Genomic DNA, 21347 nt, shown 5'->3' with positions numbered 1-21347 from the left:
CTAGAGCCGCTCGACCACGTAGTCGATGCAGGCGGTCAGCGCGCTGACGTCGTCGGGGTCGACGGCGGGGAACATGCCCACCCGCAGCTGGTTGCGGCCGAGCTTGCGGTAGGGCTCGACGTCGACGACGCCGTTGGCCCGCAGCGTCGAGGCCAGGGCCGCGGCGTCGACCGACTCGTCGAAGTCGATCGTGCCCACGACCAGGCTGCGCTGGTCGGGCTCGGTCACGAACGGCGTCGCGTACGGCGACTTCTCCGCCCAGCCGTAGAGCCGGCCCGAGGACTCCTGGCTGCGCGCGACGGCGCCGCGGAGCCCGCCGAGGCCGAGCATCCAGCGCACCTGGTCGGCCAGCAGGAACAGCGTGGCGACGGCGGGGGTGTTGTAGGTCTGGTCCTTGACGGAGTTCTCGACGGCCGTCGACAGGTCGAGGAACCCGGGGATCCACCGGCCCGACGCCTCGACCTCGCCGACCCGCTGCAGGGCGGCCGGGCTCATCAGCGCGATCCAGAGCCCGCCGTCGGAGGCGAAGGACTTCTGCGGGGCGAAGTAGTAGACGTCGGCCTGCGAGACGTCGACCGGCAGGCCGCCGGCGCCGCTGGTCGCGTCGACGAGCACCAGCGCGTCGTCGTCGGCCCCGGCCGGGCGCACCACCGGCGCCATCACCCCGGTCGAGGTCTCGTTGTGCGCCCAGGCGTAGGCGTCGACGCCGGGCTGCGCCTCGGGCAGGGCGAGCGAGCCCGGCGCGGCCGTCACGACGACCGGCTCGGCGAGGAACGGCGCCCCGGCCACCCCGGCGGCGAACTTGGCGGAGAACTCGCCGTAGCTGCCGTGCGCGCTGCGCTCCCGGATGAGGCCGAACGTCGCGACGTCCCAGAACGCGGTGCTGCCGCCGTTGCCGAGCACCACCTCGTAGCCGTCGGGCAGGCCGAACAGCTCGGCCAGCCCCTCGCGCACCTGCCGGACCAGACCCCGGACCGGCGCCTGGCGGTGCGAGGTGCCCATGATCCCGGCGCCGTCGGAGGCGAGCGCCCGCAGCGCCTCCGGGCGGACCTTCGACGGGCCGCAGCCGAACCGGCCGTCGGCGGGGAGGAGGTCGGCGGGGACCTGGATGCTCACGGGCGCCCTCCGACTAGGCCGGGGTGGCCTGGCTGACGGACTTGACCTGGATGGTGTCGAAGCCGTCGACCTCCTCGGGCCGGCGCGCCGGGGGGCCGACGTAGCGGGCCGACGGGCGCACGAGGCGGCCGGTCTGCTTCTGCTCGAGGATGTGCGCGCACCAGCCGGCGGTGCGGGCACAGGTGAACATCGACGTGAACATGTGGCTCGGGACCTCGGCGAAGTCGAGGACGATCGCCGCCCAGAACTCGACGTTGGTCTCGATCGGCCGGTCGGGACGGCGCTCGCGCAGCTCCTTGAGCGCGGCGTTCTCCAGCGCCAGCGCGGCCTCGAAGCGCGGGGCGGCGAGCTCCCTGGCGGCCTTGCGCAGCGTGCGGGCGCGGGGGTCCTCGGCCCGGTACACCCGGTGCCCGAAGCCCATCAGCCGCTCCTTGCGGTCGAGCAGGTCCTTCACGTACTTCTCCGCGTCGCCGGCCTGCTCGACGCCGTCGAGCATGTGCAGCACCCGGGAGGGGGCACCGCCGTGCAGCGGGCCGGACATGGCGCCGATCGCGCCGGACATCGCCGCGGCGACGTCGGCGCCGGTGGAGGCGATGACACGGGCGGTGAACGTGGAGGCGTTCATGCCGTGCTCGGCGGCCGAGGTCCAGTAGGCGTCGACGGCGGCGACGTGGCGGGGGTCGGGCTCGCCGCGCCAGCGGACCATGAACCGCTCGACGATGGTCGAGGCCTCGTCGATCCGGCTCTGCGGCACGGCCGGGACGCCGATGCCGCGCGCGGACTGGGCGACGTAGGACAGTGCCATGACCGCGGCCCGGGCGAGCTGGTCGCGGGCCTCCTCGTCGCTGATGTCCAGCAGCGGGCGGTAGCCCCAGAACGGTGCCAGCATCGCCAGCGCGGCCTGCACGTCGACGCGCACGTCGCCGCTGTGCACCGGGATCGGGAACGGCTCGGCCGGGGGCAGCCCCGGGCCGAACTTGCCGTCGACCAGCAGCGCCCACACGTTGCCGAAGGTGATCTTGCCGACCAGGTCCTCGATGTCGACCCCGCGGTAGCGCAGGGACCCGCCGTCCTTGTCGGGCTCGGCGATCGTGGTCTCGAAGGCGATGACGCCCTCCAGGCCGGGTACGAAGTCGTCGGCCATCTCGCGTGCCTCCCTGGTGCGGACCGCGTGCGCGCACAGGCCATGCCGCACGACTGCACCGCGACCCTAGGCCCCGCCTGCGGCTGCGCTCCACGGGGGGCTGCCGCCCAGCGGAGGCGCCGGGCACCGGCTCCCGGGCGCGGTGTCAGCATGGCGGGGTGGCCGACCTCTCCCGCATGCGCAGGGACTACGACCGCCCCGGACTGCGCGAGGAGGACCTCGCACCCACCTGGGTCGAGCAGTTCGACCGCTGGTTCCGCGACGTCGTCGCCGCCGGGGTCCCCGAGCCCAACGCGGTCGTGGTGGCCACCGCCGACGCCGACGGCGCCCCGGACGCCCGCATCGTGCTGCTCAAGGGCTACGACGAGGCCGGGTTCGTCTTCGGCACCAGCTACGCCTCGGCCAAGGGCGCGCAGCTGGCGGCCAACCCGCGCGCGGCGCTGGTCTTCCCGTGGCACGCGCTGCAGCGGCAGGTCCGGGTGACCGGCCGGGTCGAGCGGATCGGCGACACCGCCTCCGACGACCTGTGGGACCCCCGCCCGCGCGAGGCCCAGCTGTCCGCCGTCGCCTCGGTGCAGTCCACCGTCGTCGACTCCCGGGAGGAGCTCGAGGCGCGGGTGCGGCTGCTCGACGAGGGGACGACGACGGAGAAGGTGCCGCGGCCGCCGGTGTGGGGCGGCTACCGGGTGGTGCCCGAGCGGGTGGAGTTCTGGCAGGGCGGCGCAGGCCGGCTGCACGACCGGCTGCGCTTCGTCCGCGACGACGAGGAGGGCGGCGGCTGGGTGCTCCAGCGGCTGGCCCCGTGACGGCACCACCCCGGCGCTCCTGGGCGATCGACACCTCGCCGCTGCGCGACCCCGGCTACCGGCGGCTGTTCTGGGGCGTCGCGGCCACCATGCTCGGCCAGCAGATGACGCTGGTCGCCGTCCCCTTCCAGGTCTACGACCTCACCGGCTCCTCGCTGCTGGTGGGCGTCACCTCGGTCGTCGCGCTCGTGCCGCTGGTCGTGTTCGGGCTGCTCGGGGGCGCGATCGCCGACGCGATGGACCGCCGCCGGCTCCTCCTGGTCACCGGTGCCGGGTCGGCGGTGACCAGCGCACTGCTGGCGGTGCAGGCGCTGCTGCCCGGCGGCGGGAACCTCGTCCTGCTGTGGGTGCTGGTGGCCGCGGTCTCGGGCTTCAGCGCCGTCAACCAGCCCACCCGCAGCGCGGTCATCCCCGCGCTGGTCGGCCCCGGGCAGGTGCCGGCGGCCAACGCGCTGGCGATGACCGTGCGGCAGGTCGGGGTCATCGCCGGGCCGCTGCTGGCCGGCGTGCTCATCGGCGTCGGGGACCTGTTCCTCGCCTACGCCGTCGACGCGCTCGGGTTCCTGGTCGCCGTCCTGCTGCTGCGCGGCCTGCCGGCGCTGCCGCCGGGCGGGCGGACCGGGCCGCTGCGGCTGGGCGCCGCCGTCCGCGGGGTGGGGGAGGGGTTCACCTTCCTGCGCACCCAGCCGGTGCTGCTGATGACCTTCGTCGTCGACGTCGTCGCGATGCTCTTCGCCTGGCCGCAGGCGGTGTTCCCGGAGCTGTCGCAGACGCGGTTCGAGGGGTCGCCCAACAGCCTGGGCTGGCTGTTCGCCGGCGTCTCCATCGGCGCGCTGCTCATGGGGCTGACCTCGGGCTGGGTCTCGCGGGTCGACCGGCAGGGCGCCGTCGTGCTGGCCGCCATCGTCGTGTGGGGCATCGCGATCATCGGGTTCGGGCTCGCGCCCACGCTGTGGCTGGCCGTGCTGTTCCTCGCGGTCGCCGGCGCCGGCGACATGGTCAGCGCCGTGCTGCGCTCGTCGATGCTGCAGACGGCCGCGCCCGACGAGATGCGCGGGCGCATGCAGGGCGTCTTCCTCGTGGTGGTCGCGGGCGGCCCGCGGCTGGGCGACCTGCGCGCCGGGGCGGTGGCCAGCGCGGCGGGTGTCAGCGCGGCGATGGTGTCCGGCGGCGTCGTCGTGGTGGTGGCGATGGCGGTCGTGGCGCTGCTGGTGCCCTCGTTCCTGCACTTCCGCGCCTCGCGCGCGGTCCCGTAGCCGTCGGCTTGCCCGGGGCGAGTGAGCACTGGCGGTCGCCACACCCGGTGAGTCGTCGCGCGTCTCCGACCACGACTGCCCACTCGACCGGCGGCAGGCCCGGCGGTGGGGCACGGCTACGCGAGCGCCCCGGCCACCACGCGCAGGTCGGCCACGAGCGCGTCGTAGGCCTTCGGCCGGTCCTCCTCGGGCACCCGCAGCACCGCCGAGGGGTGCGCGGTGGCCAGCATCCAGGTCTGGTGCGGCGCGTCCTCGTCGGGCTCGTCGACGCCGTCCTCGGCCCGCGCGACGCCCGGCGGCGTCCAGGGCATGAGCTTGCCGCGCTCCTTGGTGATCCGGAACGACGGCGAGATCAGCGCCTTGGCCGCGGTCGCGCCCAGGCAGACGACGACCTCGGGCTTGAGCACCTCGAACTCGGCCTCCAGCCACGGGCGGCAGGCGCGGATGTGCTCGGCGCCGGGCGACTGGTGGATCCGCCGCTTGGCCGTCGGGGTGAACCGGAAGTGCTTGACCGCGTTGGTGACGTAGGCGTCCCGGCGCTCGATGCCGGCCTCGGTCAGCGCCCGGTCGAGCAGCCGGCCGGCCGGGCCGACGAACGGCTCGCCCTTGCGGTCCTCCTGGTCACCGGGCTGCTCGCCGACGAACACGATCCGCGCCGTCTCCGGGCCCTCGCCGAACACCGTCTGGGTGGCCGGCTCCCACAGCTCGCAGGCGCGGCAGCCGGCCGCCGCGGCGCGCAACCCCTCGAGCCCGACACCCGACGGTGGGTGTGCGGGGTGGTTCTCCTGGCTCATGGACCGATGACACCGCAGGTCCGGCGGGCGCGCGAGGTGGATCACGTTCCGATCCCGTCCCGGGCCGGAACCTGTCGGCGGCGGCGCGGGCCCCGATAGCGTCGGCGGCGCACGGGGCTGACGACGGGATGAGGAGCGGTGCTCGAGTTCGACGGGCTCCACAAGAGCTACGGGGACAACCACGTGCTGGAGGGCGTCGGCTTCACCGTCGCCCCCGGCTCGATGTTCGGCTTCTGCGGGTCCAACGGGGCCGGGAAGACGACGACCATGCGGATCGCGATGGGTCTGGCCCGGGCCGACGCCGGAGAGGTCCGCTGGCGCGGGCGGCCACTGGACGAGGAGACGCGTCGCCGCGTCGGGTACATGCCCGAGGAGCGCGGCCTCTACCCGAAGATGCGCGTCGGCGAGCAGCTGACCTACTTCGCCCGGCTGCACGGGCTCGACGCCGCCGCGGCCGCCCGCGCCGCCGAGGAGTGGGCCGGCCGGCTGGGGCTGGGCGAGCGTCGCCGGTCCCGGGTCGAGGAGCTGTCGCTGGGCAACCAGCAGCGCGTGCAGCTGGCCGCCGCGCTGGTCAGCCGGCCCGAGGTGCTCATCCTCGACGAGCCGTTCAGCGGGCTGGACCCGGTCGGCGTCGACGCGCTGGCCGACGCGCTGCTCGAGCAGTGCCGCGCCGGCGTGCCGGTCGTCTTCTCCAGCCACCAGCTCGACCTGGTCGAGCGGCTGTGCGACTCGGTCGGCATCCTCGCCCGCGGCCGCATGGTCGCCACCGGCACCGTCGAGGAGCTGCGCCGGCGGGAGGCCGGCCGGGTGCTGCGGGTCGTCGTCCCCGACGCCGCGCCGGGCTGGGCCGCCGCGCTCCCCGGCGTCCGCGTCGTCTCCGAGCAGGCCGGAGACACGCTCCTCGAGCTCGCCGACGGCGCCGACGACCAGGCCGTGCTCGCCGCCGCGCTGCGCACCGGCCGGGTCGGCCACTTCGCCTGGCGCCAGGCCACCCTGGTCGAGCTGTTCCGCGAGGCCGTCGCCGACCCGGCGCAGCAGCGGGCCCGCGAGGAGGTGGCCGCGTGAGCGCGCCGCTGTCCAGCGGCCGGCTGGTCCGGCTGGTCGCGGCCCGCGAGGTCTCCACCCGGCTGCGAGACAAGACCTTCATCGTCAGCTCGGCGGTGATGGTCCTGCTCATCGTCGGCATCCTGGTGTTCCAGGTGGTCGTCAACTCCGGGGAGGACACGGCCCGGATCGGCGTCGCCGGCGACGACGGGCAGGTCGCTGCCGCCATCGAGGCGCAGGCGACCGCGCTCGACGTCGACGTCGCCGTCGAGCCCTTCGGCGACGACGCCGCCGCCCGCGCCGCCGTCGAGGACGAGACCGTCGACGCGGCCGTGCTCGGCGGCGCCGGCGCCGGCACCGAGCTGGTGGTGCGCGAGCCCGACCCGACGCTCGAGGCGGTGGTGTCCGGTGCGGTGTCGAGCGTGGCGCTGGGCGCCGTGCTGGCCGAGGCCGGGGTCGACCCCGCCGACCTGCCGCAGGTCACGGTGACCGCCCTCGACGACGCCGAGGGGGACGGCCAGCGCACCGTCGTCGCGATCATCGGCGTGGTGGTGCTCTACAGCCTGCTGATCCTCTTCGGCCAGTTCGTCGCGCAGGGCGTGGTGGAGGAGAAGGCCAGCCGGGTGGTCGAGCTGCTGCTGTCCACGATGCGGCCGTGGCAGCTGCTGGCCGGGAAGATCCTCGGCCTCGGCGTGCTGGGCCTCGGGCAGATCGCGGTCATCGCGGTCGTCGGCGTCACCGGCGCGCTGGCCTTCGACGTCGTGGACCTGCCCGGGGAGCTGGTCGGCACGGTGCTGTGGCTGCTGTTCTGGTTCGTTCTCGGCTACGCGCTCTACGCCTCGCTGTTCGCCGTCGCCGCCTCGCTGGTCAGCCGGCAGGAGGACCTCGGCAGCGTGCTCACCCCGGCGTCGCTGGTGCTCATCGTCGGCTTCTTCATCGCCGTCCAGGCCGCCGGCGACCCGGCCGGCACGCTGGCCGTGGTGACCTCCTACGTGCCGGGCCTCTCGCCGATGGTCATGCCGGTGCGGCAGGCCGCCGGGGACGTGGCGCTGTGGGAGGTCGGTCTCGCCGTCGCGCTCATGCTCGTGGCCATCGCGCTGGTGGTCCGGCTGGGTGGGCGGGTCTACTCCGGCGCCCTGCTGCGGACCAGCGGGAAGACCAAGCTGAAGGAGGCCCTGCGGGCCGGCGGGGCGTGAGCCGCGGGCCCGTCGCGGGCGGGGGACACCCGCGGGGACGAGCGCCGGACACGTTGGGGTGACCTCACCCCCAGGGAGGGCGTGCGCCCAGGTCAGGGCCGACATCATCGGCGTCATGACGGAGGACCTGGACGCGCGCCTCTGGCGGCTGCAGGCCTCCGAGGACGCCGACGAGCTCATCGAGCTGGGCTGCGACCTCGCCGAGGCCGGCCGGCAGACCGACGCCGAGTGGTGCTTCCGCCGCGCGGCGGCCCTCGGCGACGTCACCGGCTACTACGACCTGGGCAACAGCCTCGCCGCGCAGGAGCGCTGGACCGAGGCCGCGGAGGCCTACCAGGTGGCGCTGTCCGGCGGCGAGGACGACGCCTGGCGCAACCTCGGCCTGGTGCTCGAGCAGCTCGGCGACCTCGCCGGCGCCATGGCCGCCTACCGGGGCGCCGCCGAGGCCGGCGACACCGAGGGCGGCCTGCAGCTGGCGTTCCTCCTGCGCGAGCAGGGCGAGCGGGAGGAGGCTCTGGCGGTGGCCCGGGAGCTGGCCGAGGCCGGCGACGAGGAGGCCGACGCCGTCGCGGCCTGCTGGCAGTGGTGCGCCACCCTCGACCCGGCGCTGGAGGACCGGCTGCGCGCCGGTGCCGCCCACTTCGCCGCGGCCCGGGCCGACCTCGCCGCGCTGCTGCTGCAGACCGGCCGCGCCGCCGAGGCCCGCTCGGTGCTCGAGCGCGGGGCCAAGCTCGGCGAGCAGGTGGCCTGGCTGCCTCTGGGCAACCTCTACCGCGAGGAGCTCGCCGACGACGAGGCGGCCGAGGAGGCCTACCGCGCCGGCATCCAGGCCGGTGACGCCTACTGTCACCACAACCTGGGCGTGCTGCTGGCCGACCGCGGCGACCTCGCCGGCGCCGCCGAGGAGTTCCGGCGCGGCGCCGACGCCGGCGACCAGCTGGCCGCCGCCGCGCTGGCGCTGCTCCAGGACAGCTGACCCCGGGTCTACGCCACCTGGCGGAGGCCCGCCAGCGGGCCGCGGTAGGGCTGCGCGGGCGGGCCGGAGACCCCCGGCCGGACGGTGAACAGCCGGCCGGCGTCGGGCTCGTCCTCCTCGCCCCGCGCGGTGCTCACCACCAGCAGGTCCCCGGCGAACGCGCAGCTCGACGTGTGGGCCACCCCCACCTCCACGACGGCGAGCAGGTCGCCTTCGGGGGACCAGCGGCGCACCTGCCCGCCGCCCCACATCGCCGTCCACAGGCAGCCCTCGTCGTCGACGGTCAGCCCGTCGGCGACGCCGTCGGGACCGCCGGTCTCCAGCAGCACCCGGCCCTCGCCGAACGCGCCGGTGCCGGGGTCGTAGGCGAAGGCGTGCACCAGGCCGGGGCCGGAGTCGGCGAGGTAGACCGTGCGGCCGTCGGGCGACCAGCCCAGGCCGTTGGAGACGGTCAGCCCGTCGCGCACGGTGGTGACGGTGCCGTCGGTGTCGAGCCGGTAGAGCGTGCCGGCGCCGGGCCGGTGGTCGAAGGCCATCGTGCCGGCGTAGAAGCGCCCGGCACGGTCGCACTTGCCGTCGTTCATGCGCGTCCCGCCGTCGGCCTCGCCGCCGCCCTCGCCGGCCAGGTCCACCAGCACCCGCGCGGTGCCGTCCTCGGTCAGGTGGGTGAACCCGCCACCGGCGCCGGCCAGCCAGCCCCCGGACGCGGCGGGGACGGCGACGCCCACGGTGTCTCCGGCGTGCAGCGAGCCGGTGGCGCGCACGTCGTCGCCGTCGACGACGCCGCGGTGCACCGTGCCGGCCGAGATGTCGACCCACAGCAGCTCGCCACGGGCGTCGTCCCAGGTGGGGCCCTCGCCATGGTCGGCGGGCGCGGGGGAGGCGGGGGTGGCGCGCAGCGTCAGCACGGTCGCCGGGGTGCCCGCGACACCTGCCCGTCACACGGACGGTCGATACTGCGGCCATGTCGGAAGCCACCGTCGACGTCGCCGACCTCCGCCTGCCCGGGCGCGTCCCCGAGGGGAACGGCCGGGCCGACGACGCCCCGCTGCGCGAGGACATCCGGTTGCTGGGCCGGGTGCTCGGCGAGGTCATCCGCGAGCAGTCCGGCGACGACGTGCTCGACCTGGTCGAGTCCACCCGGCTGCAGGCGTTCGCGGTGCGCCGCTCGGAGGCCGACCGCGCCGGCCTCGCGCACCGCCTGGGCGACCTCGACGTGCGGGCCGCCAACCACGTCATCCGCGCGTTCAGCCACTTCTCGCTGCTGGCCAACCTCGCCGAGGACCTGCACCACGAGCGCCGCCGCCGGCACCACCGCCGCGCCGGGTCACCGCCCCAGCCCGGCAGCCTGGCGGCCACCTTCGCGCTGCTCGACCGCGCCGGCCTCGACCCCGACGTCGTCGCGCGCGAGCTGGCCGGCGCGCTGGTGGTCCCGGTGGTCACCGCCCACCCCACCGAGGTGCGGCGCAAGACGATCTCCCAGGTGCAGCACCAGGTCACCGAGCTGATCCGGCAGCGCGACCGGATGGCGCCGGGCGAGGTCGACGAGGCCGCCTGGTCCGGGGCGCTGGAGCGCTCGGTGCTCACGCTCTGGCAGACGGCGCTGCTACGGCTGTCGCGGCTGCGGCTGACCGACGAGATCGACGAGGCGCTGCGCTACTACGACCTGTCGCTGTTCCGGGTGGTGCCCGAGATCAACGCCGACCTGCGCCGGGAGCTGGGCGCGCGCTGGCCCGGCAGCGGCCTCCCCACCCGGCCGGTGCTGCAGCCGGGCTCGTGGATCGGCGGCGACCGCGACGGCAACCCGTTCGTCACCGCCGACGCCGTCCGCCGGGCCAGCACCCGGCACGCGGAGACGGCGCTGTCCCACCACCTCGCCGAGCTGGTCGAGCTCTACCGCGAGCTGTCGATGTCCGACCGGCTGGTGACGCCAACGCCGCAGCTGGCGCACCTGGCCGAGGCCTCCCGCGACGACTCTCCGTTCCGCGCCGACGAGCCCTACCGGCGTGCGGTCAACGGCATCCACGCCCGGCTGGCGGCCACCGCGCGGCGGGTCCTCGGGCGGGTGCCGGGCGTCCCGCCGGTCGCCGACCTGCCGCCCTACGACGACCCGGACGAGCTGCTCGCCGACCTCGCCGTCGTCGACGCCTCGCTGCGCAGCCACGGCGCCGGGGCGCTGGCCGACGACCGGCTGGCGCGGCTGCGCGACGCCGTCGAGGTCTTCGGGTTCCACCTCGCCGGGCTCGACATGCGGCAGAACTCCACGGTCCACGAGGAGGTCGTCGCGGAGCTGCTGGCCTGGGCCGGGGTGTGCGCCGACTACGCCGCGCTCGACGAGGCGGCGCGGGTGGAGCTGCTCGCCGGTGAGCTGCGGATGCGGCGGCCGCTGGTGCGCCCGGACGCCCAGCTCTCCGAGCTCGCCCGCGGAGAGCTCGACCTGCTGGTCGCCGCGGCCGAGCAGGTGGCGCTGCTGGGTCCGCGGGCGATCCCGAACTACGTGATCAGCATGTGCGAGTCGGTCAGCGACGTGCTCGAGGTCGCCGTCCTGCTCAAGGAGGTCGGCCTGCTCGACCCCGACGGCGAGGACGGGCCCAGCTGCCCGGTCGGGATCTCGCCGCTGTTCGAGACGATCGCCGACCTGCAGGGCGCCGGCGAGACGATGACCGCCGTGCTCGCCCAGCCGCTGTACCGGGCGCTGGTGGCCGCCCGCGGCGACGCGCAGGAGGTCATGCTCGGCTACTCCGACAGCAACAAGGACGGCGGCTACCTCGCGGCGAACTGGGCGCTGTACCGGGCCGAGCTCGCGCTGGTGGACGTGGCGCGGCGGGAGGGCGTGCGGATCCGGCTGTTCCACGGCCGCGGCGGCACGGTCGGCCGCGGCGGCGGGCCCAGCTACGAGGCCATCCGCGCCCAGCCGCCCGGCGCGGTGGCCGGCGCGCTGCGGATCACCGAGCAGGGCGAGGTCATCGCGGCCAAGTACGGGGAGCCCGACCTCGCGCGGCGCAACCTCGAGGCGCTGGTCGCGGCCACCCTGGAGGCCACGCTGCTCGACGTCGAGGGCCTCGGCGACGACGCCGAGGAGGCCTACGCGCTGCTCGACGACCTCGCCGCCCGCGCGCAGGCCGCCTACCGGGCGCTGGTGCACGAGACCCCCGGCTTCGTGGACTGGTTCCGCGCCGCGACGCCGATCCGCGAGCTGGCCGAGCTCAACATCGGCAGCCGCCCGCCCTCGCGCAAGGCCGGTGACCGCATCGCCGACCTGCGGGCCATCCCGTGGGTGTTCAGCTGGTCGCAGGCGCGGATCATGCTGCCCGGCTGGTACGGCACCGGGACCGCGCTGGAGTCGTGGATCGACGGCGACCCGGCGCGCCTGGCCCGGCTGCAGGAGCTGCACCGGCGCTGGCCGTTCCTGCGCACGGTCCTGTCGAACATGGGCATGGTGCTGGCCAAGACCGACCTCGACCTCGCCGCCCGCTACGCCGGGCTGGTGCCCGACGAGGAGCTGCGGGCGCGGGTGTTCGACCAGATCACCGCCGAGCACGAGCGCACCTGCCGGGTGCTGCTGGCCGTCACCGGCGACGACCACCTGCTGGCCGACAACCCGTCGCTGGTGCGCTCGATCCGCAACCGCTTCCCCTACCTGGAGCCGCTGCACCACCTGCAGGTGGAGATGCTGCGCCGTCGCCGCACCGGCGACGACGACGAGCTGGTGCGCCGCAACATCCAGCTGACGATCAACGGGATCGCGACGGCGCTGCGGAACTCGGGCTAGAGCCCGGTCAGCGGCAGGCGGTGGCGGTCGAGCCAGGCGGCCAGCCGGTCGCCGTCCCACGGCCGGCGGCGCCGGGCGGCGGCGAGGACCAGTGCGCGGGGGAGCTCGAGGAGGGCCAGCGCGATGCCGGCGGCGCCGGCCGGGTCGCCCTCGCGCAGGTGTTCGGCGACCGCCCGGGGCCGCCGGGCGAGGAAGGCCGCCGTCCCGCGGACCGGGCGGCGGGCGTGCAGGGGCACCAGCACCTGCGCCGTGCGGGCGTAGTGCCACTCGCGCAGCAGCCCGGCCCGCGGCCCGTCCTTGCCGTGCCGGAAGCGGGTGCCGGGGACGCGCAGCAGCAGGTGCCCGGCGGCGCGCAGCCGCAGCGAGGCGTCGCGGTCCTCGTTGTAGAAGAAGTACAGCGGGTCGAACCCGCCGGCGGCGAGGAACTCCGCCCGGCGGACCAGCAGGGCGGTGCCCGGGAGGTCGTCGGCGGCGAACGGCGGGCCGGGCGGGTCGTCGTCCTCGCCGGGGCCCTCGACGGCGGGGGCCGCCCAGACCGCGCGGGGCTCGGCGTCGAGGACCTCGGCGAGCCGGTGCAGCATGCCCGGCTCCGGCTCGCCGTCGGAGTTCAGCAGGGCGACGTAGCGGCCGCGGCAGGCGTCGAGCGCGAGGTCCATGGCGCGGGCGAAGCCGAGGTTGCGCGGCGAGCGGAGCACCCGCCGGTCGGCGCCGGGGTGGTCTGCGCGCAGGTGCCGCCGCGCCGCGGCGGAGGTCTCCGGCGCGGGGTCGTTCTCCACGAGCACCGCGCGGCCGCACCAGCCCGGGCCGGTGGCCGCCACCAGCGCCGCGTGGTGGCGGGCGAGCAGCTCGGGCGGCTCGCGGTGCACGAGGAGGACGACGTCGACGTCGTCGATGCCGGTGCGCGCCGGCCGGGGCGGGGAGACGGTCACCGGGGCGCCCTACCCGGCGGGCCCCGGTGGCCTACCGTGCCGGTCAGGGGTCGGACGGCGGGGGGACCGTGACGGACACGATGCGGACGGCGGCCTCGGGGGCCGACCTGCGGGCCGCCGCGGCGCTGCTCGGCGTGAGCCCCGCGGCGCTGGCCGCCGAGCTGCTCGACCCGGGGGCCCGCCTGCTGGTCGCCGACTCCTCCGCGGCGCACCTGCGCCGGCGCTGGACCGACGAGGGCACCACCGAGGCCGTCGTCCTGCACCGCTCCACCGCGGTGACCGGCCGGGCCGCGCTGCTCGCCGTCGCCTCCGCCTGGGGGTGCTCGTCGGTCCGCGACGCCGGCACCGGCCGGGTGCTCGAGGTCGCGGCCCCGCCGGAGGACGCGCCGTTGACCGAGCGCTTCGCGCACGCGGCCGCGCTCGCCGCCACCCGGGTGGAGATGGCGGTGGCGCTCGCCCGCGACACCGGGCGCGACCAGCGCAAGGACGACGGCAGCTGGTCGATCGCCGCCGACGAGGCCGCGCACGCCGCCGCGGCCGGGGTGCTGGCCCCGCTCGGCGTGCCGGTGCTGTCGGAGGAGCGGGTCGACCCGTCGGTGCGCGAGGACCAGCCCTGGATCGTGCTCGACCCGCTCGACGGCACCGGCAACTTCCGCGCCGGCCTGCCGCCGTGGGCCTTCTCCGCCGCGCTGGTCCACCGCGGGGAGGCGGTGGCCGGGCTGGTGGTCGACCTGTCGTCGGGACGGCGCTGGTGGGCGACCGCGGGCGCGGGGGCCTGGCGGGACGGGGTCCCGGCGCGGGTCCGGGAGGGCAGCACCGTCGTCGCCCCGTCGGGCCGGGTGGTGCGGGTGCCGGCGACCGCCGCGCGGGTGCGGATCACCGGCTGCACCGCCGTCGACCTGTGCCTGGTCGCCGACGGGTCGGCCGGCGCGTGGCACGACCTCGACCGCAGCGGCACGCACGTGCACGACGTCGCCGGCGCCCTGGCCGTGCTGGCCGGGGCCGGCGGGGTGGCGCTGACCGCCGACGGCGCGCCGCTACGGCTGCGGCCGGACACCGGGACGCTGATCCGCTTCGTCGCCGCGGCGTCCGACCCGGCCGCGCGGGCCCTGATCGCCGCGGTGCGGGCCTAGCGTCCGGCTGCGGCCCGCACCGCCGACAGCAGCGACTCACGCTCGTGCAGGGTGGTGCGCGCCCGGCCCCGCGTGGCGCCCAGCGCCACCTCGGCGGCGTCGATGGCCCGCCAGTCCTCCAGCAGCACCGGCTCGGCGCCGCGGGCCCGCAGCGTCTGCACCAGGTCGTCGCGGTCGCCCGAGGGGCGGATGACGCCGGCCTCGGCGTCGGCCAGCAGGGACGCGACGGTCTCGCGGGCGTCGTGCTTGTTGGTGCCGACGACGCCGGTGGGGCCGCGCTTGATCCAGCCGGCCACGTACTCGCCGGTCGAGGGGGCGCCGCCGCGGACCACCCGGCCGTCCTCGTTGGGCACGGTGCCGGTGCGCTGGTCGACCGGCAGCCCGGGCAGGCCCTCCCCGCGGTAGCCGACCGAGCGCACCACCAGGTCGGCGGGCAGCACCTCGTACTCGCCGGTGCCGGCCGCGCGGCCGTCGTCGTCGACCGTCGTCCGCTCGACCTCCACGCCGGTGACCCGGTCGGCGCCGAGCAGGCGCACCGGGCGGCGGTAGAAGCGCAACCGCAGCCGGACCCGGCCGGGCTCGGGGCGGTGGGCGGCCCACTCGCGCAGGACGGCGAGGTTGCGGCTGGCGTTGCGGTCGCCGGCGATCCGCTCCTCGGCCGCCGGGGTGAGCTCGAGGTCGGCGGGGTCGACCAGCACCGTGGCCCGGTCCAGCCCGTCGAGCTCGCGCAGCTCCATGGTGGTGAAGCTGGCGTGCGCGGGGCCGCGGCGGCCGAGCACGGTGACCTCCTCGACCGGGGCCGCGGCGAGGGTGTCGAGCACGTGCTGGGGCATGTCGGTGGGCTCGAGCTCCTGCGGGGCGCGGGCGAGCACCCGGGCGACGTCGAGGGCGACGTTGCCGACGCCGACGACGACGGCGCGGCGCACCCCGGCGAGCGCCGCCTCGACCTTCCCGCGGTCGGCGTCGGGGTGGCCGCAGTACCAGGCGACCAGGTCGGTGGCGGCGAGGCTGCCGGGCAGGTCCTCGCCGTCGATGGACAGCGGGCGGTCCAGCGCCGCGCCGTAGGTGTAGACGACGGCGTCGACGTGCGCGCGCAGGTCGTCGAGGGTGATGTCGGTGCCCACCTCGACGTTGCCGACGAAGCGCACGCCGGGGTCGTCGAGCGCCCGGTGCAGGGTGTCGCGGATGGCGCGCATCTTCGGGTGGTCGGGCGCGATGCCGTGCCGGACCAGGCCGAAGGGGGTGGGCAGCCGGTCGAGCAGGTCGACGGTCACCGGGACCGGCGCACGGCGGGTCAGGGCCTCCGCGGTGTAGATGCCGGCCGGGCCGGCGCCCACCACGGCCACCCGCAGCGGCCGGTCGACTTCCGGAGCACTCTCGTCCGCCACGACTGGGATCCTGGCCCGGCGGGGTAGTGGTGCGCCAGATCACCGTCCACAACACACCGCACCACCGGAGGGGACCGCCCGTGTCCGTCGTCGTCGTCGCCACCATCAGCCCCAAGCCCGAGCACGCCGACGAGGTCCGCCAGGCCGTCCTCGACACCGTGCCGCGGGTGCACGAGGAGCCCGGCTGCGAGCGCTACTCGCTGCACGAGGGCCGCGACGGCGCGCTCGTGATGGTGGAGAAGTGGGAGAGCCCGGAGGCGCTGGCCGCGCACGGGAAGGCCGAGCCGCTCAGCGCGCTGTCGGGGCGGCTCGAGGGCAAGCTGACCGAGCGGCCGTCGGTCACCGTCCTCGACGCGGTGCCCGCCGGCGACCCCGCCAAGGGCGCCCTCTGACGCCTGCCTCCTCCGTCGAGATCACGTGATCTCGACGCCGTGAGCCGTCCTGGGCGCCGAGATCACGTGATCTCGGCAGGCGCTCACACGGCCTGGCAGACGGGGCACCAGTAGAGGTTGCGGCCGACCATCTCCTCGGTCCGCACCTCGGTGGCGCAGATCCGGCAGGGCAGGCCGGTGCGCCGGTACACGTAGTGCGCGTCCTCGCGGCGCACCGCGCCCGACCGGCGGGAGCGGTCGGCCGGGTGCGTCGTGACGATCCGGCCCATCCGGACGCCGGCGCGCATGAGCACGACCAGGTCGTCCCAGAGCGCCTGCCACTCCTGCTCGCCGACGTCGCGGCCGGGCCGGAACGGTGAGATGCGGTGCCGGAAGAGGATCTCGGCGCGGTAGACGTTGCCGACCCCGGCCAGCACCGACTGGTCCATCAGCAGCGCGCCGACCGCCGTCCGGCTGCGGCCCACCCGCGCGTGGGACAGCGGCCCGCCGCGGCGGGTGCGCAGCGGGTCGGGGCCGAGCCGGTCGAGGATCGCGTCGACCTCGGGCTGGGTGAGGACGTCGCAGGTCGTGGCGCCGCGCAGGTCGGTCCACACGCCCTCGCCCTTCGGCCCGTCGGCCGTCCAGCGCATGCGCAGCGCCCCGCGCGGGGGCGGCGGGTCGCCGGGCCCGGTGGTGTAGGTGCCGTACAGGCCCAGGTGCACGTGCAGGACGTGCCCGCCGAAGTCGGCGAACAGGTGCTTGCCGTAGCTGGTGACCTCCTCGAGCACGCGGCCGTCGAGCAGCGCGGCCCCGGCGGCGAAGCGGCCCTGCGGGCTGGTCACGTGCACCGGGCGGCCGGCGAACAGCTCCGACTGCTCCCGCGCCAGCCGGAACAGGGTGTGGCCCTCAGGCACCGCGCACCGCCTGGTACCGGGCCAGCGCCACCTGGCGCTCCTCGGCGTGGTCGACGACCGGCGCGGGATAGCCCTCGGGGGGCCCGCCGGGCATGGTCCACGGCTCGTGCACGTACCGGTCGGGGACCTCGCGCAGCTCGGGCACCCAGCGCCGCACGTAGACGCCGTCGGGGTCGAACTGCTGGCCCTGCCGGGTCGGGTTGAACACCCGGTAGTACGGCGAGGGGTCGGTGCCGGTGCCGGCCACCCACTGCCAGCCGTGGTGGTTGCTCGCGAGGTCGCCGTCGACGAGGTGGTCGAGGAAGTAGCGGGCGCCGCGCCGCCAGTCGATGTGCAGGTCCTTGACCAGGAACGACGCCACGACCATCCGCACCCGGTTGTGCACGTAGGCCTCGCCGTGCAGCTGCCGCATCCCGGCGTCGACGATCGGGTAGCCGGTGCGGCCCTGCGCCCAGGCGGCGAAGTGCTCGTCGGCCACCGGGCCGGTGTCGTACTGCATGCGTGCCATCTGGGGGTTGAACGGCTCGCGGGCGGTCTCGGGGCGGTGCCAGAGGACGTCGGCGTAGAAGTCCCGCCAGACCAGCTCGCCGACGAACTTGTCCACGGCCTCGGCGTGCTCCTGCCCGAGCTGCTGCGCCTCGGCGACCAGCGTGCGCGGGTGCACGGTGCCGTACTTCAGGTGCGCCGAGAGCCGGCTGGTGCCGTCGGAGCCGGGGGTGTTGCGGCCGGCGGCGTAGCCGAGCAGCCGCTGGTCGCGGAACAGCGCCCACGCGTCCCGGCCGGCCCGCTCCCCGGCCGGGGGCAGCACGGTGCCCTCGAGGTCCTGCGCGGGCGGCAGGTCGCCGGGGGGGACGCCGTCGGCCCAGGCGACGTCGTCCGGCCGGGGGGCGGGGGAGTGCAGCCCGCGGGCGCGCCAGGCGCGGGCGAAGGGCGAGTAGACCCTGAACGGCGTGCCGTCGTCCTTGGTCAGCCGGCCGGGGGTGACGCCGTAGGGCGAGCCGGTGCGCACGAACGGGACCGCGCCGAGCGCCTGCTCGACGGCGGCGTCGCGGGCGCGGCCGTAGACGCCGGCGTCCGCGGACACGTGCACGCTCGCCGCGGCGGTCTCGCGGACCAGGTCGGGCAGCACCCGCGCCGGGTCGCCCGGGCGGACGACCAGCGCCCCGCCGGTCTGCTCGCGCAGGTCGGCCAGACAGCCGCGCAGGAACTCCCGCCGCGGCCGGCCCGAGGTCTCCCACAGCCGCGGGTCGACGACGAACACGGGCACCACGGTCCCGCCGGCGCCAGCGGCGTCGATCGCGGCCAGCAGCGCCGGGTGGTCGGTGAGCCGGAGGTCGCGGCGGAACCAGAGGAGTGCTGTCGGCACCCGCGCCAGGTTATGTCTCCCGGCACGGGACCGCAGGTCAGCGCCCGGTCAGCGGTCGGCGGTGGCCAGCCCGAACTGGGGCTTGTCCTCGTCGGCGACCAGGTCCAGCGTGTCCGGGTGCTGCTGGATGTAGTGGCGCACGAAGGAGCAGTAGGGGAGGACGGTCAGTCCCCGCTCGCGGGCGGCGTCGAGGACCCCCCGCACCAGGGCCTTGCCGAGCCCCTGGCCACCCATCGCCGGGTCCACCTCGGTGTGCGGCAGGGCCATCGTGCCGTTCTCGACGTGGTAGCTGGCCAGCCCGACGACGCGCTCGCCGACCCGCACCTCGAAGCGTCCCCGTTCCGGGACGTCGACCACCGTGGTCTCCATCGTGCTGTGCCACCTCCGCATCGCCCCGGCGCCGTTGCCGGAGTCACGTCGTGCATCTGGAACGGTAACGCCTCGGAGCCGCCAGGGTTTCCCTCGTCGGGGTGTCCCGCCGGCGGGTCGCCTCTGGCGGTCAGGGCCGGGGGTCGGTGCGCGTCCACCTGCGCTCGTCCCGGCGGCCGCCCAGCCCGGCGCGGCAGCGCCGGCAGACCGCCTGCACCTCCTCCGCGTGCCGGCCCGACTCCGGCTGCACGTCGGCCCAGCTCACGTGCGGGAAGCGGGTGAGCCGCGACCGCGACAGGGACAGCCCGCAGACGGTCTCGTTGCGTCCCCGCTCCCACGCGTGGACCTCGCCCGAGGGGTAGCGGATGCCGTCGTCGGGGTCGGTCCACTGACCGGCGGCCGCGACCGCCGCGTTGCGCGTCGCCATGGACGGTCCATACCCGTGCCGGGCTCCGGTCGTCAGCCGGCCGCGCCGCCCGTGCCGGACGACGGTCGGGCGACGGACGGTGACCCGGTCCTCCGAACTGCGTGCCGACCGGACAATGGCGCGACGAGATCGCAATTGCGCGGCGAGATCGACGAGTGACCCGTCGTGACGGGAATGGTCGATCGGGGACCAAGGACCCTGTTGACACGCATGGGACAAAAGCGAAGTCGGTGTCACGGGGGAAACGGGGAGAACGGGGATGGGGATGCGACGCGCATTCACGATCGGTGTCCTGGCGGCTGCATTCGTCGGATCGGGTGCGGCTCCCGCACTGGCGCACGGCGGTGCCGACGAAGTCGATGACGCCGGATTCGTACCGGTCGAGGAGGTCATCCCCGACTACTACGCCCCCGTCTCGTTCCAAGCGTGCGAAAGCACCGTCACGCTGGAGAGCGGGGACGTGCGGGAGGTGGAGGTGCGGGTGACGGAGAACCCGGACGGCACGACGACGACGGAGTTCCGCGGCGCCTGGACCGTCGACCTCACCCGTGCCGACGGTGCGGTGATCGACGAGCTGGACATCTCGGGGCCGGGGGTCGAGGTCGCCGGCCCGACCGGGGTGACCGTCACCCTCGGGGGACCGTCGGTGCTGTTCCCGATCGACGAGGTCCAGCAGGCCGCGTGGGACGCCGCGGGCCTGCCGGAGGGGGACCTGGCCTACTTCAGGAAGGGTGAGGCCGAGGTGCGGGTGACCGTGGACGCCGAGGGTGTCCCGGTGTCCGAGGAATGGGTGCGACTGGACGCGCGGATCGTCGACCTGTGCCGCTGGTTCGACCGCGGGAATGCGTGGCACCACCACGGGGGCCACGGACGCGGATGGGGAGCGCGCTGATCCCCGGCGGATCCTGACCCGCCGTCCCCGGCCCCCACGGGACCGGGGGCGGCGCCATTCCGCCCGGTTCCCGCACCGCTCGGCGGAATGGTCCGATGGTGCCCCCGGCAGGATTCGAACCTGCGACACACGGTTTAGGAAACCGATGCTCTATCCCCTGAGCTACGGGGGCTCGCCGGCCGGGCGGCCGGGCGGGGGTGCCGATCGAGGCTACCGGGCGACCGGAGGGGCTCCACGCGGCGTCCCCGGTGGCTACCGTCGGAGCGTGCTGCTCGCGGTGGTCGAGATCGTGGTGCTGCTGGTGGTGCTCGGCCTGCTGCTGTCCCGGCTCGGCGTGCTGTCCGCGGAGCCGCGGGACCGGCGGCCGGCGCCGGCGCCGGTCCGGGCGGCCTGGGCGCCGGCGCACGACGAGGTCGACGGCCGGACCCGGGTGCTGCTGCGGCGTGCCCGTACCGGCCCCGACGGGCTGCCGGTCGTGCTCGAGGACCGGGTGTTCACCACCTTCCCGGCCGACGACCCCGCCTGGGAGACCCGCTTCACCGAGGCGATGGCCGACGCCCGGTTCCGGTGCGGGTACCTGAACGCCGAGGAGCAGCGCTGACCTCCGCCAGCAGGTCGGCGTCCGCCTGCCGGGCCGCCTCCTCGACCAGGCGCACGATCGTCCGCGGCCGGTCGGACTGGGGCGCGTGGCCGGCCCACAGCAGCGGGACGAACCGGGAGCCCGGCACCAGCGGCAGGTAGCGCACCGTCTGCCCCGAGGCGATCCAGTCGGCCACGCCCTGGACGAGGGTGACCGGGCAGTCGATGCGGTCCATGCCCCGCGGGACGTCCACCAGCAGGGCCCACAGCAGCGTCCGCCAGTAGTCACGGGAGTCGGCGAAACCCTCCCGCGCGCCGACGGCCTCGTCGGGAGAGGTCGACCACGGGCGCGCCTTGAGCGGCGCGAGCAGCGCGGCCCGGCCCAGGGCCGAGCGGGACAGGGGGCTCACCAGCGGCGCGCCGACGCGCATGACGACCCGCGCCAGCGCCATCCCGCTGCCCTGGAAGACCCGCTCCGGCGGCAGGTTCAGGCCCGACGGCGCGATCGCGACCACCGACCGCGCGCGGCCCCGGCGGGCCAGTTCCAGCGCGACCCGGGCGCCCAGCGAGTTGCCCAGGACGTGCACCCGGGCGAGGCCCTCGACGTCCAGGGTCCGCTCGACGGCGTCGGCGATCGCGGCGACGGTCGGGCGCCTCTCCAGAGCCGGTGACCGGCCCACCCCGGGCAGGTCGGCGTCGACCACCTCGAAGCGGTCGGTGAGCAGCGGGAGGACGGCGGCGAAGTCCCGCCGTGAGCTGCCCATGCCGTGCAGGAGCAGCAGGGGCTCGCCCGAGCCGGTGCGGGTGTACGAGAGCGGTGCGTCCATCCCCTCCTGGGTACCCGGCGGGCCGCGCACCGGCCGATGACGCTGGTC

21 protein-coding genes and 1 tRNA gene are annotated in these 21347 nt (G+C 76.0%); 10 read left to right on the top strand and 12 right to left on the bottom strand.

The annotated features are described in order from the left end of the window. Complete coding sequence (gene serC / locus ACI79V_RS05390) at nt 1-1116, bottom strand: phosphoserine transaminase (protein ID WP_456887402.1); 1116 nt, start codon at nt 1114-1116, stop codon at nt 1-3. Between the two features lie 13 nt (nt 1117-1129). Beyond that, on the bottom strand, nt 1130-2260 hold the full coding sequence (locus ACI79V_RS05385) for a citrate synthase 2 (protein ID WP_456887401.1): 1131 nt from the start codon (nt 2258-2260) through the stop codon (nt 1130-1132). 158 nt (nt 2261-2418) lie between these two features. Between ACI79V_RS05385 and pdxH the strand changes: the two genes are divergently transcribed. Both pdxH and ACI79V_RS05375 read left to right on the top strand, forming a co-directional pair. Beyond that, nucleotides 2419-3066, top strand: a complete 648-nt coding sequence (gene pdxH / locus ACI79V_RS05380) for a pyridoxamine 5'-phosphate oxidase (protein WP_456874932.1) — start codon at nt 2419-2421, stop codon at nt 3064-3066. Next, nucleotides 3063-4322 carry an MFS transporter gene (locus ACI79V_RS05375; RefSeq protein WP_456887400.1) on the top strand — a complete coding sequence of 420 codons (1260 nt, stop codon included), beginning with the start codon at nt 3063-3065 and terminating at the stop codon, nt 4320-4322. The genes pdxH and ACI79V_RS05375 overlap by 4 nt, the downstream gene beginning before the upstream one ends. Before the next feature lie 116 nt (nt 4323-4438). On the opposite strand, the gene ACI79V_RS05370 is transcribed toward ACI79V_RS05375, so the two are convergent. Next, on the bottom strand, nt 4439-5116 hold the full coding sequence (locus tag ACI79V_RS05370) for a UdgX family uracil-DNA binding protein (RefSeq protein ID WP_456887399.1): 678 nt from the start codon (nt 5114-5116) through the stop codon (nt 4439-4441). A gap of 138 nt (nt 5117-5254) precedes the next feature. Here ACI79V_RS05370 and ACI79V_RS05365 point away from each other — a divergent pair, with 138 nt between their 5' ends. The 3 genes from ACI79V_RS05365 to ACI79V_RS05355 all read left to right on the top strand — a co-directional run bounded on the left by ACI79V_RS05365 (nt 5255) and on the right by ACI79V_RS05355 (nt 8332). After that, on the top strand, nt 5255-6181 hold the full coding sequence (locus ACI79V_RS05365; RefSeq protein WP_456887398.1) for an ABC transporter ATP-binding protein: 927 nt from the start codon (nt 5255-5257) through the stop codon (nt 6179-6181). Continuing rightward, the gene (locus ACI79V_RS05360) at nt 6178-7356 is read left to right on the top strand and encodes an ABC transporter permease (protein ID WP_456887397.1); all 1179 of its coding nucleotides are present in this window, start codon (nt 6178-6180) and stop codon (nt 7354-7356) included. The genes ACI79V_RS05365 and ACI79V_RS05360 overlap by 4 nt, the downstream gene beginning before the upstream one ends. 115 nt (nt 7357-7471) lie before the next feature. Then, nucleotides 7472-8332 carry a tetratricopeptide repeat protein gene (locus ACI79V_RS05355; RefSeq protein ID WP_456887396.1) on the top strand — a complete coding sequence of 287 codons (861 nt, stop codon included), beginning with the start codon at nt 7472-7474 and terminating at the stop codon, nt 8330-8332. Between the two features lie 8 nt (nt 8333-8340). On the opposite strand, the gene ACI79V_RS05350 is transcribed toward ACI79V_RS05355, so the two are convergent. After that, nucleotides 8341-9240 carry an SMP-30/gluconolactonase/LRE family protein gene (locus tag ACI79V_RS05350; RefSeq protein WP_456887395.1) on the bottom strand — a complete coding sequence of 300 codons (900 nt, stop codon included), beginning with the start codon at nt 9238-9240 and terminating at the stop codon, nt 8341-8343. Nucleotides 9241-9296: 56 nt separating this feature from the next. Between ACI79V_RS05350 and ppc the strand changes: the two genes are divergently transcribed. Continuing rightward, entirely contained in the window at nt 9297-12104 is a 2808-nt protein-coding gene (gene ppc / locus ACI79V_RS05345) for a phosphoenolpyruvate carboxylase (RefSeq protein WP_456887394.1), read from the top strand. Here the strand turns inward: ppc and ACI79V_RS05340 are convergent. Next, the gene (locus tag ACI79V_RS05340; protein ID WP_456887393.1) at nt 12101-13033 is read right to left on the bottom strand and encodes a glycosyltransferase; all 933 of its coding nucleotides are present in this window, start codon (nt 13031-13033) and stop codon (nt 12101-12103) included. The two genes, ppc and ACI79V_RS05340, sit on opposite strands and share 4 nt — an antisense overlap. Nucleotides 13034-13101: 68 nt before the next feature. On the opposite strand from ACI79V_RS05340, the gene ACI79V_RS05335 reads away from it, so the two are divergent. After that, the gene (locus tag ACI79V_RS05335; RefSeq protein ID WP_456887392.1) at nt 13102-14166 is read left to right on the top strand and encodes an inositol monophosphatase family protein; all 1065 of its coding nucleotides are present in this window, start codon (nt 13102-13104) and stop codon (nt 14164-14166) included. Here the strand turns inward: ACI79V_RS05335 and ACI79V_RS05330 are convergent. Continuing rightward, entirely contained in the window at nt 14163-15554 is a 1392-nt protein-coding gene (locus tag ACI79V_RS05330; protein WP_456887391.1) for an FAD-dependent oxidoreductase, read from the bottom strand. The two genes, ACI79V_RS05335 and ACI79V_RS05330, sit on opposite strands and share 4 nt — an antisense overlap. A gap of 80 nt (nt 15555-15634) precedes the next feature. Between ACI79V_RS05330 and ACI79V_RS05325 the strand changes: the two genes are divergently transcribed. Beyond that, nucleotides 15635-15946 (top strand): putative quinol monooxygenase, encoded by a 312-nt coding sequence (locus tag ACI79V_RS05325; RefSeq protein ID WP_456887390.1) that lies wholly within the window; start codon nt 15635-15637, stop codon nt 15944-15946. A gap of 83 nt (nt 15947-16029) precedes the next feature. Here ACI79V_RS05325 and ACI79V_RS05320 read toward each other — a convergent pair whose 3' ends face one another. The 4 genes from ACI79V_RS05320 to ACI79V_RS05305 form a co-directional block, all read right to left on the bottom strand. Further along, nucleotides 16030-16839, bottom strand: a complete 810-nt coding sequence (locus tag ACI79V_RS05320) for an Fpg/Nei family DNA glycosylase (protein WP_456887389.1) — start codon at nt 16837-16839, stop codon at nt 16030-16032. After that, nucleotides 16832-18205: a cryptochrome/photolyase family protein gene (locus ACI79V_RS05315; protein WP_456887388.1), complete on the bottom strand. Its 1374-nt coding sequence runs from the start codon at nt 18203-18205 to the stop codon at nt 16832-16834. Before ACI79V_RS05315 ends, ACI79V_RS05320 begins: the two co-directional genes overlap by 8 nt. A 48-nt stretch (nt 18206-18253) precedes the next feature. Continuing rightward, nucleotides 18254-18574 carry a GNAT family N-acetyltransferase gene (locus ACI79V_RS05310; protein WP_456887387.1) on the bottom strand — a complete coding sequence of 107 codons (321 nt, stop codon included), beginning with the start codon at nt 18572-18574 and terminating at the stop codon, nt 18254-18256. 130 nt (nt 18575-18704) lie between these two features. Beyond that, complete coding sequence (locus ACI79V_RS05305) at nt 18705-19001, bottom strand: hypothetical protein (protein WP_456874947.1); 297 nt, start codon at nt 18999-19001, stop codon at nt 18705-18707. Nucleotides 19002-19266: 265 nt separating this feature from the next. On the opposite strand from ACI79V_RS05305, the gene ACI79V_RS05300 reads away from it, so the two are divergent. Beyond that, the gene (locus tag ACI79V_RS05300; protein WP_456887386.1) at nt 19267-19893 is read left to right on the top strand and encodes a hypothetical protein; all 627 of its coding nucleotides are present in this window, start codon (nt 19267-19269) and stop codon (nt 19891-19893) included. A gap of 96 nt (nt 19894-19989) precedes the next feature. Here the strand turns inward: ACI79V_RS05300 and ACI79V_RS05295 are convergent. Continuing rightward, nucleotides 19990-20065: transfer RNA gene (locus ACI79V_RS05295), tRNA-Arg, on the bottom strand. 93 nt (nt 20066-20158) lie between these two features. Here ACI79V_RS05295 and ACI79V_RS05290 point away from each other — a divergent pair. Next, nucleotides 20159-20494, top strand: a complete 336-nt coding sequence (locus tag ACI79V_RS05290) for a hypothetical protein (RefSeq protein WP_456887385.1) — start codon at nt 20159-20161, stop codon at nt 20492-20494. Here ACI79V_RS05290 and ACI79V_RS05285 read toward each other — a convergent pair. Beyond that, nucleotides 20430-21299, bottom strand: a complete 870-nt coding sequence (locus ACI79V_RS05285; RefSeq protein ID WP_456887384.1) for an alpha/beta fold hydrolase — start codon at nt 21297-21299, stop codon at nt 20430-20432. The two genes, ACI79V_RS05290 and ACI79V_RS05285, sit on opposite strands and share 65 nt — an antisense overlap. Nucleotides 21300-21347: the final 48 nt, after the last annotated feature.

The sequence above is a fragment of the Geodermatophilus sp. SYSU D00700 genome, from assembly GCF_054050255.1.
This window is presented reverse-complemented; position numbering and strand designations above follow the sequence as displayed.